This window comes from Nocardia sp. GTS18 (assembly GCF_013839555.1).
GTDB classification, from domain to species: Bacteria; Actinomycetota; Actinomycetes; order Mycobacteriales; family Mycobacteriaceae; genus Nocardia; species Nocardia rosealba.
Genome location: NZ_JACBIU010000001.1, coordinates 188,686 through 205,685, shown reverse-complemented (window position 1 = coordinate 205,685; position 17,000 = coordinate 188,686). Strand labels below are relative to the sequence as shown.

15 protein-coding genes are annotated in these 17,000 nt (G+C 69.7%); 9 read left to right on the top strand and 6 right to left on the bottom strand.

Annotated elements, in window-relative coordinates; genetic code table 11:
- Position 1: 1 nt before the first annotated feature.
- From HYG95_RS00970 to HYG95_RS00945, 6 genes are read left to right on the top strand one after another with little or no spacing between them, the layout of a single operon-like run.
- On the top strand, positions 2–1,180 hold the full coding sequence (locus tag HYG95_RS00970; RefSeq protein ID WP_220138911.1) for an acyl-CoA dehydrogenase family protein: 1,179 nt from the start codon (positions 2–4) through the stop codon (positions 1,178–1,180).
- A complete protein-coding gene (locus HYG95_RS00965) occupies positions 1,181–1,948 on the top strand; it encodes an SDR family NAD(P)-dependent oxidoreductase (RefSeq protein ID WP_181696108.1) in 768 nt (255 codons plus the stop codon).
- Positions 1,948–3,177, top strand: a complete 1,230-nt coding sequence (locus tag HYG95_RS00960; protein ID WP_181696107.1) for a CaiB/BaiF CoA-transferase family protein — start codon at positions 1,948–1,950, stop codon at positions 3,175–3,177. The genes HYG95_RS00965 and HYG95_RS00960 overlap by 1 nt, the downstream gene beginning before the upstream one ends.
- The gene (locus HYG95_RS00955; RefSeq protein ID WP_181696106.1) at positions 3,174–3,986 is read left to right on the top strand and encodes an enoyl-CoA hydratase-related protein; all 813 of its coding nucleotides are present in this window, start codon (positions 3,174–3,176) and stop codon (positions 3,984–3,986) included. The genes HYG95_RS00960 and HYG95_RS00955 overlap by 4 nt, the downstream gene beginning before the upstream one ends.
- Positions 3,987–4,004: 18 nt before the next feature.
- Positions 4,005–5,150, top strand: coding sequence for a thiolase family protein (locus tag HYG95_RS00950; RefSeq protein ID WP_181696105.1), 1,146 nt, complete (start codon positions 4,005–4,007; stop codon positions 5,148–5,150).
- Positions 5,151–5,166: 16 nt separating this feature from the next.
- Positions 5,167–6,315: an acyl-CoA dehydrogenase family protein gene (locus HYG95_RS00945; RefSeq protein WP_181696104.1), complete on the top strand. Its 1,149-nt coding sequence runs from the start codon at positions 5,167–5,169 to the stop codon at positions 6,313–6,315.
- Here HYG95_RS00945 and HYG95_RS00940 read toward each other — a convergent pair.
- Positions 6,278–7,207: an alpha/beta fold hydrolase gene (locus HYG95_RS00940; RefSeq protein ID WP_255494920.1), complete on the bottom strand. Its 930-nt coding sequence runs from the start codon at positions 7,205–7,207 to the stop codon at positions 6,278–6,280. The two genes, HYG95_RS00945 and HYG95_RS00940, sit on opposite strands and share 38 nt — an antisense overlap.
- A gap of 101 nt (positions 7,208–7,308) precedes the next feature.
- On the opposite strand from HYG95_RS00940, the gene HYG95_RS00935 reads away from it, so the two are divergent.
- Together HYG95_RS00935 and HYG95_RS00930 are read left to right on the top strand one after the other, a co-directional pair.
- The gene (locus HYG95_RS00935; RefSeq protein WP_181696102.1) at positions 7,309–8,499 is read left to right on the top strand and encodes a Zn-ribbon domain-containing OB-fold protein; all 1,191 of its coding nucleotides are present in this window, start codon (positions 7,309–7,311) and stop codon (positions 8,497–8,499) included.
- Entirely contained in the window at positions 8,496–9,659 is a 1,164-nt protein-coding gene (locus HYG95_RS00930) for a beta-ketoacyl synthase N-terminal-like domain-containing protein (RefSeq protein ID WP_181696101.1), read from the top strand. Before HYG95_RS00935 ends, HYG95_RS00930 begins: the two co-directional genes overlap by 4 nt.
- On the opposite strand, the gene HYG95_RS00925 is transcribed toward HYG95_RS00930, so the two are convergent.
- From HYG95_RS00925 to HYG95_RS00910, 4 genes are all read right to left on the bottom strand, one after another.
- A complete protein-coding gene (locus HYG95_RS00925; protein ID WP_181696100.1) occupies positions 9,656–11,065 on the bottom strand; it encodes an amidohydrolase family protein in 1,410 nt (469 codons plus the stop codon). The two genes, HYG95_RS00930 and HYG95_RS00925, sit on opposite strands and share 4 nt — an antisense overlap.
- Positions 11,062–12,612, bottom strand: coding sequence for a CoA transferase (locus HYG95_RS00920; protein WP_181696099.1), 1,551 nt, complete (start codon positions 12,610–12,612; stop codon positions 11,062–11,064). Before HYG95_RS00920 ends, HYG95_RS00925 begins: the two co-directional genes overlap by 4 nt.
- A gap of 155 nt (positions 12,613–12,767) precedes the next feature.
- Positions 12,768–13,829 carry an enoyl-CoA hydratase/isomerase family protein gene (locus HYG95_RS00915; protein ID WP_181696098.1) on the bottom strand — a complete coding sequence of 354 codons (1,062 nt, stop codon included), beginning with the start codon at positions 13,827–13,829 and terminating at the stop codon, positions 12,768–12,770.
- Positions 13,829–15,382 carry an AMP-binding protein gene (locus HYG95_RS00910; protein WP_181696097.1) on the bottom strand — a complete coding sequence of 518 codons (1,554 nt, stop codon included), beginning with the start codon at positions 15,380–15,382 and terminating at the stop codon, positions 13,829–13,831. The genes HYG95_RS00915 and HYG95_RS00910 overlap by 1 nt, the downstream gene beginning before the upstream one ends.
- A gap of 89 nt (positions 15,383–15,471) precedes the next feature.
- Between HYG95_RS00910 and HYG95_RS00905 the strand changes: the two genes are divergently transcribed.
- Complete coding sequence (locus tag HYG95_RS00905; RefSeq protein ID WP_181696096.1) at positions 15,472–16,191, top strand: enoyl-CoA hydratase/isomerase family protein; 720 nt, start codon at positions 15,472–15,474, stop codon at positions 16,189–16,191.
- A 24-nt stretch (positions 16,192–16,215) separates the two neighbouring features.
- On the opposite strand, the gene HYG95_RS00900 is transcribed toward HYG95_RS00905, so the two are convergent.
- On the bottom strand, positions 16,216–16,980 hold the full coding sequence (locus tag HYG95_RS00900) for an SDR family NAD(P)-dependent oxidoreductase (protein ID WP_181696459.1): 765 nt from the start codon (positions 16,978–16,980) through the stop codon (positions 16,216–16,218).
- Positions 16,981–17,000 lie beyond the last annotated feature (20 nt).

Genomic DNA, 17,000 nt, shown 5'->3' with positions numbered 1-17,000 from the left:
CATGTCAGGGGGAATGAGCTTCGCGCTCAGCGAGGACCAGCAGCTGATCCGCGATTCCGTGGCCGAGCTGATGAAGAAGTTCGACGACACCTATTGGATGCAGCGGGATCAGGCACACGAATTCCCCACCGCGTTCTACGACGCCGTCGCCGCCGGCGGCTGGCTCGGCATCACGATCCCACCCGAGTACGGCGGGCACGGCCTCGGCATCACGGAGGCCTCGCTGCTGCTCGAACAGGTCGCGCGCTCCGGCGGCGGCATGAACGCCGCCAGCGCCATCCACCTGTCGATCTTCGGCATGCACCCGGTGGTCGTGCACGGTTCCGAGGAGCTCAAACGCCGTACGCTGCCCCGGATCGCCACCGGCGACCTGCACGTGTGCTTCGGGGTCACCGAACCGGGCGCGGGCCTGGACACCACCCGCATCAGCACCTTCGCCCGGCGCGACGGCGACCACTACGTGGTGAACGGGCGCAAGGTGTGGATCTCGAAAGCCCTCGAGTCCGAACAGATCCTGTTGCTCACCCGCACCACCCGGTACGAGGACGTCGAGAAGAAGACCGACGGGATGACCCTGTTCCTCACCGATCTCGACCGCGCCCACGTGGAGATCCGGCCGATCGCCAAGATGGGCCGCAATGCCGTCACCTCCAACGAGCTGTTCATCGACGACCTGCGCGTTCCGGTCGAGGACCGGGTCGGCGAGGAGGGGATGGGCTTCCGCTACCTGCTCGACGGCCTGAACCCCGAGCGCATGCTCATCGCCGCCGAGGCGCTCGGCATCGGCCGCGTGGCGGTGGACCGCGCGGTGCGGTATGCGAACCAGCGCGAGGTGTTCGGCAGGCCGATCGGGATGAACCAGGCCGTCCAGTTCCCGCTGGCCGATTCGCTGGCCCACCTCGACGCCGCCGAGCTGGTGCTGCGCAAGGCCACCTGGCTCTACGACAACGGCAGGCCCTGCGGCCGGGAGGCCAACACGGCCAAATACCTGTGCGCCGAAGCGGGTTTCGCCGCCGCCGACCGGGCCCTGCAGACCCACGGCGGGATGGGCTACGCCGAGGAATACAACGTCGCCCGCTACTTCCGCGAGGCGCGCGTGATGAAGATCGCGCCGATCAGTCAGGAAATGATCCTGAACTACCTGGGATCGCACACGCTTGGAATGCCGAGGAGCTACTGAATGACCACCAAGACAACACGTTTCGACCTCACCGGACGCTCGGCACTCGTGACGGGTGCGGCGGGCGGTATCGGCGCCGCCGTCGCCGGTGCGCTGGCCGAGGCGGGTGCGTCGGTGCTGGTCACCGACCTCGACGGGGCAGGTGCGGCCGCGGTCGCGGACAAGATCGTCGCCGCATCCGGCATCGCCCGCAGCGCGGTTCTCGACGTGCGCAACCGGGCCTCGGCGAAGGCGGCGGTGGCGGCCGCGGCGGAGCTGACGGGCGGCACCCTGCACATCCTGGTCAACAACGCGGGGGTCACCGATCCCGCGATGTTCGCCGACACCACCGAGGAATCGGTGCGCCGGCTGCTCGACATCCACCTGCTCGGCACGTTCCGCTGCACCCAGGCCGCGCTGCCGAGGCTCGCGACCGACGGCACCGGCCGCATCATCAATGTCACCTCGTCGGCGGGCATCGTCGGCACCCTCGGGCAGGTGAACTACTCGGCGGCCAAGGCCGGGCTCATCGGCGTGACGAAATCGCTGGCGCGAGAGCTGGCCCGCAAACAGATCCTGGTGAACGCGCTCGCCCCGCTCGCGGCCACACCGATGACCAGCACCCTGCGCACCGACGAGCGTTTCGCACCGCAGATGCTGAACCGGATCCCGTTGCGGCGCTGGGCCGAACCGGACGAGGTGGCGGGCGCGTTCGTCTTCCTCGCCTCCGATGCCGCCTCGTTCGTCACCGGGCAGGTGCTGCCGGTGGACGGCGGCATGGTGATGTGATGGGCGAGCACCACACCGCGCGGCCTGCGCCCCTCGCGGGTGTCACGGTGGTGGCGCTCGAGCAGGCGGTGTCGGCGCCGATGTGTACCCGCACCCTCGCCGACCTGGGCGCCCGGGTACTGAAGGTGGAGAATCCGGACGGCGGTGATTTCGCGCGGCACTACGACGACGTGGTCGAGGGCCTGGCCGCGCACTTCGTGTGGGTGAACCGCGGCAAGGAATCGGTGGCGCTGAACCTGAAATCGGCTGCCGGACTGGAAGTCCTGCACCGGCTGCTCGACCACGCCGATGTGCTGGTGTCGAATCTGGCGCCCGGTGCCACCGCGCGGCTCGGCATCACTCCCGCCGAACTGGCCGAACACCACCCCGATCTGATCGCGGTGGAGATCGACGGTTTCGGTGCGGGTGGGCCGCTGTCGGGCAAGCGCGCCTACGACCTGCTGGTCCAGGCCGAGGCCGGGGTGTGCGCGGTGACCGGGCTGGCCGGTGCGCCCGCCAAACCGGGTCCGCCGGTGGCCGATGTGAGTGCGGGTCTGTATGCGGCGATCTCGATCCTGGCCACGCTGTACGCCCGTGCACAGGGTGGTCGCCGTGGGTCGGCGGTGAGTGTCAGCCTGTTCGACACGATGGCCGAGGTGATGGGTTACCAGCTGACCTACACCCGGCACTCGGGCATCGAACAGCAACCGCTCGGCATGAGCTCGCCCGCGGTGGCACCCTACGGCGCCTACCCCACCCGCGACAACCAGACGGTGGTGCTTGGCACCACCAATGACGGGGAATGGCAAAGGTTCTCGCGTGCGCTGATGAACCGGCCGGACCTGGCCGAGGATGCACGGTTGCGGACCAACCCCGACCGGGTGCGCCACCGCGACCTGCTCGACACAGAGATCCGCGCCTGGTGTGCCGACCATGATCTGGCCGACATCCAGCGCGTGGCCGACGCGGCGGGCATCGGCAACGCCCGCTACAACACACCCGCCGAGGTACTCGTCCACCCCCAGCTCACCGACCGGGCCCGCTGGCGCGCCGTGGACACTCCGGTGGGCCCGATCCCGTCGCTGCTTCCGCCGCCGATCATCGCCGGTTTCGAGCCGCCGATGGGCGCGGTGCCCGCACTGGGTGAACACACTCTCGCCGTGCTCGCCGAGATCGGTCTCACCGATGACGAGATCGCACTGCTCGGGGTGTACGGGCTCATCGGTACAGGTACGGTCGGTCCCCGGTGACGACGACCGAACAGGTCCTGCTCACCGGGGATCGCAACGGGGTGCGCACGCTGACACTGCACCGCCCCGAACGCAAGAACGCGATCGACAGCGAACTGTGGTCGGCCCTGTGCACGGCGCTCGACGCGGCGGGCAACGACCCGGATGTCCGCGTGCTCGTCCTCACCGGTGCGGGCGGCGCGTTCTGCTCGGGAGCCGATATCTCCGCCCCGGATCCGCGCCACCCGGTGTACCGGATGCGGGTGCTCACCGAGGTCGCGTTGCTGCTGCACGAGCTGCCGATGCCGACTGTCGCCAAGGTGCGTGGGGTGGCGGTCGGGGCAGGCTGGAATCTGGCGCTCGGCTGCGATCTCGTGGTGGCGACACCGGATTCACGGTTCTCGCAGATCTTCACCCGGCGTGGGCTCTCGCCGGACCTCGGTGGTTCCTGGTTGCTGCCGCGACTCGTCGGGTTGCAGCAGGCCAAGCGCCTGGCGTTGCTGGCCGAGACCATCGACGCCGCCGAGGCGAAGGCGCTGAACCTGGTCACCTGGATCGCGCCCGAACCGGACATCGACGCCTTCGTGGTGCGGCTGGCCGAACGGCTGGCCGCCGGGGCGCCGGTGGCCCTCGCCCAGACCAAGGCGTTGCTGAACGAGGGCGCCGACCGCACCCTGCGCGACGCGGTCGCGAACGAGGCGCGGGTACAGGGCATCAATCTCGCGACCGCCGACGCACCGGAGGCGTTCGCCGCCTTCGCGGCGGGCCGGGAACCGAACTTCACCGGTCGCTGGGCAGTCGAGCGGCGGCCGGATCGCCACCATCAATAGATCGAACGGAGAGCGCCCATGCGCGAGGTAGTAGTGGTCGAAGCGGTCCGTACACCGTGGGGAAAACGGCGCGGCGGGCTGGCGGGCACCCATCCGGCGGATCTGTCGGCGCTGGTGCTCACCGCGCTGATCGAGCGCACCGGTATCGATCCGGTCGTGATCGACGACGTGATCTGGGGCTGTGTCTCGCAGGTGGGCGACCAATCGAGCAATATCGGCCGCTACGCGGTGCTGGCCGCCGGCTGGCCCGAGAGCATTCCCGGTACCACCGTGAACCGGGCCTGCGGCTCGAGTCAGCAGGCGGTGGACTTCGCGGTGCAGGCGGTGATGTCGGGACAGCAGGACGTTGTCGTCGCCGGCGGTGTGGAGGTGATGAGCCGGGTACCGCTGGGTGCCGCGAAAGCCGGTGGCGCGCCGTACGGACCGAAAGCCCTTGCGCGCTATGACGATTTCTCCTTCAACCAGGGCATTTCCGCCGAGCTGATCGCCGAGAAGTGGAACCTCTCCCGGGCGCGGCTCGACGAATTCGCCTCGCTGTCGCACGAGCGTGCGGCCGCCGCCCAGGACAGTGGCGCGTTCGACGGCCAGCTCGTGCCGGTGGTCACCGACGGCGGCACCGTCGCCGCCGACGAAGGTGTGCGCCGGGGGACGAGCCCGACCACCCTGGCCGCGCTGAAGCCCGCGTTCCGCCCGGACGGGGTGATCCACGCGGGCAACTCCTCCCAGATCTCCGACGGCGCCGCCGCCATCCTGGTGACCACGCCGCAGCGCGCCCGCGAACTCGGCCTCACCCCGCTGGGGCGCTATCGCGCGGGCGCGGTGACCGGCGCCGACCCGGTGCTCATGCTCACCGGCCCGATTCCGGCGACCGAGAAGGTGCTGCGCAAAGCCGGTCTCGCCCTGTCCGACATCGGGGTGTTCGAGGTGAACGAGGCGTTCGCGTCGGTGCCGCTGGCCTGGCTCGCCGAAACCGGCGCCGACCCCGGGCTGGTCAATCCGCTCGGCGGGGCGATCGCCCTCGGTCATCCACTCGGCGGTTCCGGCGCGGGACTGCTGGTGCGCATGATCCATCACATGCGCGACAACGACATTCGCTACGGCCTGCAGACGATGTGCGAGGGCGGTGGCACCGCCAACGCCACCGTCGTCGAATCCGCGGCCTGACCACAAGGAGACATCGGTGCGCCGGGAAATCTATACCGAGGACCACGAAGCCTTCCGCGGGCTGGCCGCGGAGTTCATCGAGAAGGAGGTCGTTGCGCACTACGCCGACTGGGAGAAGGCCGGGCAGATGCCCCGCTCGGTCTTCGAAAAGCTCGGGGCGGCAGGCATTCTCGGCGTCGCTATCCCACCGGAATACGGGGGCGCCGGGTTGCGCGACTACCGCTACAACGCGGTGTTGCAGGAGGAGGCGGCGCGCGCACTCGTCACGTTGAGCACGGTGCGCACCCAGCTCGACGTCATCCTGCCGTACTTCCTGTCCTATGCCGACGACCAGCAGCGCGAACGCTGGTTCCCCGGTCTGGCGAACGGGACGCTGCTGACGGCCATCGCCATGACCGAACCCGGCACCGGCTCGGATCTGGCGGGGATGAGCACTCGCGCCGTCCGCGACGGGGACGACTACGTGCTCAACGGCGCGAAGACTTTCATCACCGGTGGGTTACTGGCCGACCTGGTGATCGTGGTGGCCAGGACCTCGACCGACGCACTCGATCGGCGCGCCGGCCTGACCCTGCTCGTCGTGGAGGACGGCATGCCCGGCTTCGAGCGGGGCCGGGTGCTGGACAAGATGGGCTGCAAGGTGCAGGACACCGTCGAGCTGTCCTTCGACAACGTCCGGGTGCCGGTCGCGAACCGGCTCGGCGCCGAGGGCGCGGCCTTCGGCTATCTCGGCAGCAATCTGTCGCAGGAACGGATGACCGTGGCCGTCGGCTCGGTGGCACAGGCGCGAGCCGCGATCGGCACCACCATCGAGTATGTCAAGCAGCGCAAGGCATTCGGGATTTCGGTCGCGTCGTTCCAGAACACCAAGTTCGAGCTCGCGGCGATGTCGGCCGAACTCGAGGCCGCCCAGACCATGGTCGATCGCGCCGTGCTCGATCTGGTGGCGGGGGAACTGTCCGGGGCCGACGCCGCGCGGGTGAAACTGTTCACCACCGAGATGCAGGGCCGGGTGGTCGACCGGTGCCTGCAGCTGTTCGGCGGATACGGGTACATGACCGAATATCCGATCGCACGGCTGTACACCGACGCCCGGGTGGCCCGCATCTACGCGGGGACCAGCGAGGTCATGAAGGTGATCGTCGCCAAATCGCTCGGTCTCTGACGAGGACACACTCCTCGACGAACGACATCACCTTCAGGTGATAGGCCGTCGCGGAGTGCCCCATGCTGATGTTGTGCCCGCTGTCGGTCTGTTCGTTGAGCACCACGCGCGGTGCACCGGCGAACAGGGCGAGCATCTGCGCCAGCGCGAGTCGGTCGGTGCGCCAGACTCTTTCGTGGGCGGCCACGGTCAGCTGCACGGGCACCGTGATCCGGGCGGCCAGTCGCGGGAAGTCGTGGGTGGTCCAGGTCGGCATCATGGTGGCCTCGTACATCGGGCCGCGTGCCGCGATCGCCGCGCCGCCGAAGATCTCGGGGGGATACAGGGCACTCGGTTCCCAGAGCAGTTCGCGCAGTCGGGCACCCCGATCCTGCCCGGCCACCGACAGCACGCGGACGGCGTCGGCGTGGTGCTCACGGCCGGTGCCCGACAGCTCGACACCGAGCAGGTCGGCGCCGCGAACGTCGGCGGCCATCCGCACCGCCAGCTCGCACCCGGCCGAATGCGCGAGGACGAAGACCCCGGCACCGAGCGGCCGCGCGCCCAGTAACCGCTCGACGACGCCGTAGGCGAGATCGACGCGCCGCTCGGCGGCCGAGATCTCGGTGGCGAACGGCGCGGAGCTGCCGTAGCCGGGCCGGTCAAGGGCGAGCACGGTGAACCCGAGAGCGGGCGCGGTGCGCAGCAGCGACAGTCGCGGGTGGCCGGGGCAATCGAAGTACGCCGAGGTCGTCGCACCGCCGTGCAGGGCGACGATGACGGCGCGCGGGTCGCTCGCCTCGGCCAGCAGCGCCGACATCGGGATGCCGTCGACCTCCACGGCATGGGTGCTGACGGGCGCTTCGTCGCCAGGCCCGAGCAGACCTGTTCGCGTGCCGATGGATTCGGTCAAGGCAGTCTCCGTTCGTCTGTCAAGAACGCTACTATTTCCGAACTGAGCATTCATTCTCTATAGTGAGAATCACATTATCGTCGCTATGTCTGGAGAGCGGAATGCCGTATATCGCTTCGGTCGGCACCTATCTGCCGTGCTGGGGGACCGCCGAACAGCGCATACCCGGCGACGACGAGGACGCGGTCACCCTCGCCGTCGAAGCGGGCCGCGCCGCGTTGGCCGCCGGGTCCGCCGTGGAACACGTGGTGCTGGTGAGCCGGGACCTGCCCCTGCTCGAGGGCGGGCACGCCGCCGTTCTGCTGGCCGGGCTCGGGCTCGACCCCGAACTCGAGGTGGCCGAGCGGCTCGGCGGCGCACCGGCGGCGCTGGACGCGCTCGGCTCGGCCCGCCCGCGCACCCTGGTCATCGGTGTCGATCTCGAACCCGCGGGCGCGGCCGCCGCGATCACCGCCGAGCGCGGAGTGCCGGTCAGGACCGCTGCCCGGATCGCACGCAGCCTGCCGGTGCGCACTCGCACCGCCACCGGTGTCGTGCACGACTACGGTGACCCCCGGTTGCTGCGCGATCGGGGACTGCTCGGTTCGCTGGCGGCCGCCTGGCTCGACACCCCGATCGCCGTGGCCGGGATCGATCACGGACAGGCCGCCGACCTGTGTCTCGGCACGCCGCCGGTGCTGCCGACCCTGGGGGCCGGTTCGGGGTTGTTCGCGCTGACGGCGATGATCGAGGCCGCACAAGCCGGCCCGCTGGTCGGGGTGGAACAGGGCAGTCTGTCCGCGCTGACGGTCGGGGCGGGCACCGCGCAGGTCCACCGTCGCGAATCGCCACCTCGGGGGAAACCGTTGGGCGCTTTGGTTTCCGGTGCCGATATCCCGATCTCGCTGGCGGCCTACGAGCGGGCGTTCGAGGCGAAGGTGCGCTGGGTGGCCGGTCGGCACGAGGGGTCGAGTGAGCTGGACTTCCCGCCCAGGTATCGCGTCGACGAGGACGGCACCCTGCACACCGGCTACACCTTGGTGCCGTTGCCACGCACGGCGGTGGTGTACACGGCGGTGACCGTGCATGTTCCGGTTCCGGGGCTGACGACACCGTATTCGCTGGTCATCGTCGAACTCGACGGGGTGGGTGTCCGTGCGCTGGTGAAAGTCACCGGCGCCGAACCGGGTTCGGTCGCGATCGGTGCCCGGGGTCGCATGGTGTTGCGCCGGGTGGCCGTGCGGTCGGGAGTGCCGGACTACGGCTACGCCTTCGAACCCGAGAGCCCGCTGGAACAGGAGGCCGCAGCATGAGAAGAGTCGCGATCGTCGGTGCCGGGATGACGCCGTTCGCCGAGCATTTCGCCCTGGGTATCAAGGATCTGGTGCCGATGGCGTTCGCCGAGTGCGCGAGCAGCGTCGACAAGGGGTTGCGCAGGTCCGATATCCAGGCCGCGTGGTTCGGTGAACTCGGCACCACCGACGGATTCCCCTCCGGCATCCTCGCCGACACCCTCGGGCTGCCCGAGATTCCGGTGACCAGGGTCGAAAACGCCTGTGCCACCGGGCACGACGCGGTGCGCAACGCCCTGTTCGGCATCGCCTCCGGCGCGTTCGACGTGGCCCTGGTGGTCGGCGCGGACAAGCTGCGTGAATCGGCGTCCAAGGACATGCTGTGGGAGTGGGAGGCGATGACCCGCGATATGGCCTGGGACTATCCGCTCGGGCTCGTCGCACCGGCGGGCTTCGCCCTGCACGTCTCGCGCTATCTGCACGAATCCCCGGCGACCCGGGAACACATGGCGATGGTCGCGGTGAAGAATCACCGGCACGGTGTGCGGAACCTCAAGGCGCGGTTGCGTTTCGAGATCAGCATCGAGGACGTGCTCGCGGCACCGACCGTGGTGACCCCGTTCGGGCTCTACGACTGTGCGCCGCAGAGCGACGGCGCCGCCGCGCTGGTGCTGGCCGCCGAGGACGTCGTCGACCGCTACACCGATCACCCGGTGTGGATTCGCGGTGTCGGTCTCGGCATGGATTCGGTGATGCACCAGCACAAGCGGGACATGACGACCTTCCCGTCGACGGTGCGCGCCGCCAAGCAGGCGTTCGCCATGGCGGGCCTGACGCCCCGTGATGTCGATGTCGCGGAGGTCCACGACTTCTTCACCGGCATCGAGCTGATGAGCTACGAGGACCTCGGTTTCGCCGAGCGGTTCGAGGCGTACAAGCTGCTGGAGTCGGAGGTGACCAGTGTGGGTGGTGCCCTGCCGGTGAATCCGAGCGGCGGTCTGAAGGCGAAGGGGCACCCGCCGGGCGCGACGGGGGTCGCCCAGTGCGTGGAACTGTTCGAGCAGTTGCGTGGTACCGCGGCGAATCAGGTCGATCGGGCGCGAATCGGCTTGGCGCACACCGTTGGCGGGCCCACGGCGGTGTCGGCGGTGACGATCCTGTCCTCGGGTGACGGTCGCTAGTGGACGACGCGGCCATCGACGACGGTGGCCGCGATCGGCGGGTCGGCGAGCACCGATGGGACGTCCTCCGGCGGTACGGCCAGGAGGGTGAGGTCGGCGACCGCGCCGGGTGTGATCGTGCGCGGCGCGGTCGGACGGTCGGGGTGGCCGGTGAACAGACGCACTGCCAGCTCGAGCGAAAGATGTTCGGGCACACCGTGATATGCCGGACGGTTGACAGCGGCATCGATCACGCGCCACGGATCGGCGCTGCCGAAAGGTGCGTCCGTCCCGGCGGCCACGCATACATTCGCCCGCACGAGGGAACCGAGGCGCCACAGGTCCGGCCGGTCGGTAGCCGGGACCTCGCGCGCGTATTGCTCGGCACGTTCGACGAGGAAATGCGGTTGGGTCACCACCGGCACCCGTCGGGTGCGTAACCAGTCGATCGTCTCGCTCGGCACGATCGCACCGTGCTCGATGCGGTCCCCGGGCCGGATGCCCGCGATGTCGAGTGCGGTCATCGTGAGGATCAGCTGGACCCGGGTCACACAGTGCACCGCTACGGACCTGCCCGCGGTGTGAGTCTCCCGGATCCGGTCGACGAACCGGTCGAGGTCGGGCAGGGTGGTGTCGTCGAGCAGGATCTTGGTGGGGCCCAGGGAGAATCGCTCGCCACCGGGCGCCTCGATATCCGGTGGCGCCATGCAATGCACGCGCTGAACGATGCGACCGTCGTCGACGGCTCGGGCCAGATCGTCGACCGCGGCCTGGTCGAGTGCCGCGGTCGCGTCGGTGAGACCGGTGACTCCGCGTGCGGCCGCCCGTGCGCTGACCGCCGCCAGATCGAGCCGCGCGGATCCCGGCTCGCCGGCTTGCGCGGTGCGAGCGGTGAGGCGCGCACCGAGCCAGCCGTCCATTCGAAAGAGCCGTCCGGTGGCGTGGCCGTCGGCATCGCGCTCGATACCCGGGTGGTGATCGTCATCGAGTCCCAGCTCGGTGCAGGCGCGCGTATTGAGCATCCAGAGGGCGCCGGAACGGTGCTGGATACGGACCGGGTGCTCCCCGGCCAACGAGTCCAGCACGCGCCGATCCAGTTGCCCGGCAACGGATTCGTGGTAGCCGATGCCACGAACCCACGCACCGGGACGCAGGTCGGCTCCGGCTCGCCGGAGCCGGGACGTGAGGTCGGCGGCGGTGCGGACCTGCGGCGGTCCGAGCGTCAGCGAATCAGCGGTCGCAGCCAGCGATCGCAGATGGAGGTGGTGATCGTGCAGCCCCGGCAGCAGCCACCCACCCGCCGCGTCGATCTCTTCTTCCCCCGGAATGCGCCGCAGGCCCGTCCCGCACTCGACGATCGTTGTGCCGTGCCAGCGGACACCCGTGTGTTCCGCGCCGAACACGCGGGCCCGCCGGATGAGTGTCATGCCGAGGCCATTCCGGAGTGCGGGTTTGACCCGGTGTCGTCGATGCTGTGCGGGTCGGTGCTCAGGGCGCTGGTGCTGTGCCGGTTGGTGCTCGCCGCGTTGGTGCTGTGTGGGTTGGTGCCCGGGGCGTTGGTGCTGTGCGCGTGGGCATTCGCGTCGTCGATGTCGCGTGGGTTGGTGCGAGCGGCATTTGCGCCTTGCGCGTCGGCCGGGCAGGGGGTGCACCATGGAGACCGTGGTTCCGGTTCGCGAACAGGGTGATGACCCTGTGCCAGTGGGCATTCCACTACCCAGGTGCCGTCGTGGTCGCGCACCGTATGGGGTCCGTGCGTTAATGGGGGTGCGGTGGCGAAAGCCGCTGCGGTGTCACGCATCGACAGATCGATCAGCACCCCGCCACCGGACCGTCGCGCACTCGCTACCGCCAGGGCCGCGCAGACACCCGACAGCGGGTCGGCGATCGCATCGGCGCAGAACACAGGCTCGCCATGGTGGCCGCCCACCAGACCACCTGCTACGGCGGCGTCGTCACCGAAGGCCACCCGCAGCGGCTCCGAGCGGCCGTAACCGGTGAGGCTCAACCAGATCTGCCCGTCCCGGTGTGTGCGGTCTTCGGGTGCGAGACCGAGCTGAGCCAGCGCCCGGGGCCGGGAAGCCTCGAGCACGACATCCGCCGAATCGAGCAGGTGGGCCAGGGCGGTGCGGCCCGCCGACGTGCGGAAGTCGACAGTGCGGAACTCCTGCCCGGCGTGCAGCCAGTCGAAGAAGCCCGGATTGGCGCGGGCACCGTCGGGCCGGTGTGGGCTCTCCACCTTGATCACGTGTGCACCTGCCGCCCCGAGTATCCGGCCGCACAGCGGCCCGGCCCACATCGAGGTCAGATCGACCACCACCAGTCCGCGCAGCGATCTTTCCGCCCCCGGTGCGGCGACGCGAGAAACCTTCCAGGGCAGGGTATTTCGACGCAGCTGTGCGCCTCGTTCGGGGAGGTCGAGGGCTGCCGCCGGTATGCCGAGCAGTTGCGCGCGCTCGGCGAGCACCCGCGCCCCGAACCCTGCCGCCGCAGCCTCGATCGCCACCCACGCATCCCCCTCGAACACCCCGCCGAGCAGCGCGGGAACAGCCTCGATATCGTCGCGCCGACCCAGCGTCAGCGCGCACCATCCATCCGCCGTCCGAACCAGCCTGCTCGCACCCCCGGCCGAACGGCGACCGGCCCGCCGCAGACCCCCTTCCTCGGCCCGCACAGTCAGCACGGCCCCTGGCTCGAGATCCACTCGCGAACCGATCTCCCCGGTGACCCACGACAATGCCCGCAGCGCGGCGCCGAGCAAGGCGAACGCGGGCGCGGGAGACAGATCCGGCGCAGCCTCCGGATGCCCGGTCAGGGCCATCGCACCCGAACCCGCCCAAGCCAGCGCCGGACATTCGACAGCACCTGGAAATTCGGTAGGCACCGAGTCGGTGAGTGTGCGCAACCAAGCGGTGACGACCTCGTCTGGAGTGGGTGCTCCGGTCACGCTGCGGCGCAGCGAATGTCGTGACATCTCAGCGCCACCCTTCGCAGATCGACCCTGCCCGGCCCAGCATCCAGCACGCGCCGCAGGGCCGGGTTTCCCGGACCCGGGCCCCGTTGCCATTCGAAGACCGCGTCCGAAGTGACGGCTGTGGTTCGGCTGTGCGACAACGGTCGTGTGGCATCTCAGCCCCGTTCATCGACGATCCGGTCGACCAGCCCCCACCGCAGCGCTGTCCGCGCGTCCAGCCGCTGCTCGCTCAGCATCAGCCAGGCCGCACGCCAGCGGCCGATGCGACGCGGCACACCGACCGTGCCACCCGCGCCGGGAACGAGTCCCATCCGCACCTCGGGGAAGCGGAAATATGTTCGCGCGGTGGCGGTTACGGTACCGGCGAACGCGGCGAGTTCGGCACCGGCGCCGATGCAGGCGCCGTGTGTGTGGACGACGAGGCGGTCGGCGAGACGGTCGAATACCCGCCACGGCGCGCGCTCGAGGCGCACCAGGTAGGCCGCGACCGGATCGGTCGACATCCCGAATTCGGCCAGGTCGCCACCGCTGCAGAACACCGGTCCCGCGCCGCTGAGCTCGATCGAGGTGATCGTAGGATCGGCGGCCGCGACCTGTGCGGCGGCGAGCAGTTCCTCTCGCAGCCGCACGCTCAGGGCATTGCGGCGGCGGGGATGGTCGAGGACGATCGCCAGGTGCTGCCCGGTTCGGTGCAGCCGGACCAGGGGATCCGGGGTGTCGACCGCCTGGGGGAGTGGCCCGCGCTCGCCGAGCCACCGGGCGAACTCGGTGCCGCCCAGCAGCATCGAGTACACGGCGGCCTCGGCGGCCAGTGCGGGCATTGTCGGCTGTGCCGCGTTGCGGCGAAGCAGCTGCCCCAGGCACAGGGCAGCCTGCGGTGACCGAGCCACGGCGGTCCGCAGAATCTCCAGGGAGTCATCGATATCCGGTACGGTGACAAGAGATTTCAGGTGTGCGGGTGCCGGCAGCTCGGACAAGGTCATGGTGGTCGCGGTGAGCGCGGGCTCGAGGCGTTCGGTCGGTGGCCGACGCAGCACACCCACCACCAGGGCCACCGAATCCCGGATCCGGCTCGCCGTCAGCTCGACCCGCTCGGCCGGTGCGCCACACAGGTCGTCGAGTTCGAGCGCGACGAGCGGTCGGGCAGGCACACCCGACTCGGTGAGCGCGGTCCCGTCGTCGAGCAGCGGATCGCCGTACCGGGCCGTGGCGGACATCACCGCACCGTCGGGGTGATCGAACGCTGCGCGACGGCGCGGCGAACCTCGAACTTGCGCACTTTGCCACTGGCCGTCCGCGGAAAATCCGTGACCTCGTGCAACTCCTCGGGCCATTTCTGAGTGGCGATCGCGGCCCGCGCGAAATGCGCCCTGACCTCATCGAGAGTCGGCAATCGATGACCCGCGCGCAACCGGAGTACCGCCGCCGCGCGTTCACCCAACCGGTCGTCGGGCGCGGCGACCACTACCGCCTCGGCCACCCCCGGCATCGTCAGCAGCACCTCCTCCACCTCGAGGGCGCTGATGTTCTCGCCACCCCGGATGATGATGTCGGCCTTGCGATCGGTGATCGTGAGATAGCCGTCGGCGTCGAGGGTGCCGATATCGCCGGTGTGGTACCAGCCCTCGGCATCGAAGGCGGCCGCGGTGAGGGCGTCGTCGGTGTAGCCGAGACACAGCTCGGGCCCTCGGCTGAGGATCTCCCCGTCGGCCGCCAGCCGGATCTCCACACCCGGCAGCGGATTCCCGTCGGTGAACAGGCGTTTGTCCACCGGCGCGGTGACCCGCGATCCTGTGATCGAGGGATGCTCGGTGCTGCCATAGGACCGGAACACCGTGATACCGAGATCATCGAGACGCCGGGTGACCGCGGCGGGGACCGACGACCCGCCGAGCCCGGCATACCGCATCCTCGGCAGACACTCGGGGGTGAAGTCCGGGTGATCGAGCAGGCTGGTGACGAAATACGTGGCACCACCGCCGACGGAGAGACCGTGCTCGCGCATCAGGCCCAGCACCCGACCCGGATCCCAGACATCGGTCAGATGGATCGGGGTGCCCGCGAGCACCGGGATCAGGAAGGCGTTGATCATCCCGATGAAATGCCCCACCGGGGCCGCGGTGAGCTGGGTATCGCGGTCCGATGGGTACAGCCCGGCGAGCTGACGGGTCTCGTGCCCGAGCGTTTCATGGCTGTGCACAACACCTTTCGGTGCGCTCGTGGTGCCCGAGGTGAACGCGATCAAGGCCGGGCCCGCCGGGTCGACGGGCAGCGAACCAGTCAGCGGATCCGCGTCGAACAGCGCCTCGAAGTCGCGCCCGACCACCCCGACGATCGGCACATCGGCACACAAGTCCGGCTGGAACTCCATCCGCCCGAACCGGTCCGCGGTGACGAACACACTCGGCCGCGTGGACTCGAGAATGTAGGCGAGTTCCTTGCGGCCGTAGAAGTGCACGATCGGCACCACCACCGCCCCGAGGAACGCCGACGCCCAGAACGTCGTCGCGGCCTCGACCCAGTTCGGCAGCTGGAACGCCACCACATCGCCGGGGCCGACACCCCGGGCGCGCAATCCCGCTGCCAGGCGGCGGGCCCGCTGCTCGACCGCACCTACCGTGCCCGCCCACGGCCGCTGCGCCGAGTGCACCCGGAACTCGGTCTCGGGCGCGGCAGCCAGCCCCCGGCTCAGCAGCTCGCCGATCGTCTCGCCGGTCCACCAGCCGTCGGCCCGGTACTGCTCGATCAGATCGGCGGGAATAGTGCGCACGTGAGACTCCGATGCCCGAACCGAGAAAACGTCTCGGTGATGTTATTCTCTCGCAGCAAGAATGACAATCTCAGACGGGAGAATAACGAATGGTCGAGCTGGAGCTGGAGCAGGGCGTCGCGGTCGTCACGATCGACCGACCACAGGCACGCAACGCGATCGCGCCGATCACCATGGACCAGCTCGACGAGGCGCTCGACGCCGCCGACGAGGCGCGTGTGCTGGTGATCCGGGGCGCCGGTGACAAGGCATTCGTCTCCGGTGGGGACCTCAAGGAACTCAGCGCGCTGCGCACCGAAGAGCAGGCCGCCGCGATGGCTTGGCGGATGCGAACCATCTGCGACCGGCTCGCCGCGTTTCCCGGACCGGTGATCGCGGCCCTGAACGGGCACGCGTTCGGTGGTGGCGCCGAAGTTGCCGTGGCCGCCGACATCCGGGTCGCCGCGGCCGACATCAAGATCGGCTTCAACCAGTCCGCGCTGGCGATCATGCCCGCCTGGGGCGGCGCCGAACGGCTCGCCGCCCTGGTCGGTAAGGGCCGGGCGATCATGCTGGCCGGCGCGGGGACGATCCTCGGCGCGGCCGAGGCCGAGCGGCTCGGGCTGATCGACCAGGTCTGGGAGCGGCCGGATTTCGAGAACGGCTGGCGCGCGCTGGCCCGTGCGCTCGCCACCCCGCAGGCCGGGGAGATCAAGCGGGTGGTCGGCGGTGTCACGCCCGAGGAGGCGGTCGGCGCCTTCGCGCGACTGTGGGTCGCGGACGAGCACTGGGCCGCCGCCGACGCGGTGCTCACCCGCCGTCCCGCCTGACCGGCGATCGGTCTGGGGCACAGGTTATTTCGGCGGGAACCGCAAGGCGCCGTCGAGCCGGATCACCTCGCCGTTGAGGTAGTCGTTGTCGATGATCGCCTGCACCAGTTGCGCGTACTCGGCCGAACGGCCCATCCGCTTGGGGTGCGGAACCTGTGTGCTCCAGTGCGCCTCCAGTCGGTCGGCGGCCGCGCCGTAGGCGGGGGTGTTGAAAGTGCCGGGTGCGATGGTGACGACCCGGATGCCGAGTGGGGCCAGATCCCGGGCGGCGACCAACGTCATCCCGACCACGCCACCCTTGGCGGCGGCATAGGGGAGCTGACCGACCTGCCCCTCGTAGGCGGCGATCGAGGCGGTGTTGACGATGACGCCGCGGCCGCCTTCGGTGAGCGGTTCCGCCTCGGCGATGGCCGCGGCCGAGAGCCGCAGGACGTTGAACACCGAGGTCAGATAGAACTCGATCGTGGTGCGAAAGCCCTCCAGCGGCAACGGCTTACCGTCCTTGCCGACGAGCCGACCTCCGCTGGCGGGCCCACCGTGGGCATCCACCGAGATGCGCAACGGACCGAGCGCTTGCGCCTGCTCGATCGCGGCACCGACCGAGGCTTCGCTGGTGGCATCGGTGTGTACGTAGCGGATCCCGAGTTCGTGCTCGAGTTCCTTGCCCTTGTCGTCGGCGACATCGGCCACGACGACCTTCGCGCCCGCGGCGTGGAGGCGGCGCGCTGTCGCCGCGCCGAGCCCGCCGGTGCCGCCGACCACGAGTGCGGAGCTACCGCTGATCTGCATGATGATGCCCTCTCTTGAAA

Coding starts and splice junctions, on each gene's coding strand:
- HYG95_RS00965 (WP_181696108.1), top strand. CDS start 1,181: ATGACCACCAAGACAACACGTTTCGACCTCACCGGACGCTCGGCACTC.
- HYG95_RS00925 (WP_181696100.1), bottom strand. CDS start 11,065: ATGACACTCATCCGGCGGGCCCGCGTGTTCGGCGCGGAACACACGGGT.
- HYG95_RS00920 (WP_181696099.1), bottom strand. CDS start 12,612: ATGTCACGACATTCGCTGCGCCGCAGCGTGACCGGAGCACCCACTCCA.
- HYG95_RS00950 (WP_181696105.1), top strand. CDS start 4,005: ATGCGCGAGGTAGTAGTGGTCGAAGCGGTCCGTACACCGTGGGGAAAA.
- HYG95_RS00930 (WP_181696101.1), top strand. CDS start 8,496: ATGAGAAGAGTCGCGATCGTCGGTGCCGGGATGACGCCGTTCGCCGAG.
- HYG95_RS00935 (WP_181696102.1), top strand. CDS start 7,309: ATGCCGTATATCGCTTCGGTCGGCACCTATCTGCCGTGCTGGGGGACC.
- HYG95_RS00960 (WP_181696107.1), top strand. CDS start 1,948: ATGGGCGAGCACCACACCGCGCGGCCTGCGCCCCTCGCGGGTGTCACG.
- HYG95_RS00900 (WP_181696459.1), bottom strand. CDS start 16,980: ATGCAGATCAGCGGTAGCTCCGCACTCGTGGTCGGCGGCACCGGCGGG.
- HYG95_RS00915 (WP_181696098.1), bottom strand. CDS start 13,829: ATGTCCGCCACGGCCCGGTACGGCGATCCGCTGCTCGACGACGGGACC.
- HYG95_RS00970 (WP_220138911.1), top strand. CDS start 2: ATGTCAGGGGGAATGAGCTTCGCGCTCAGCGAGGACCAGCAGCTGATC.
- HYG95_RS00905 (WP_181696096.1), top strand. CDS start 15,472: ATGGTCGAGCTGGAGCTGGAGCAGGGCGTCGCGGTCGTCACGATCGAC.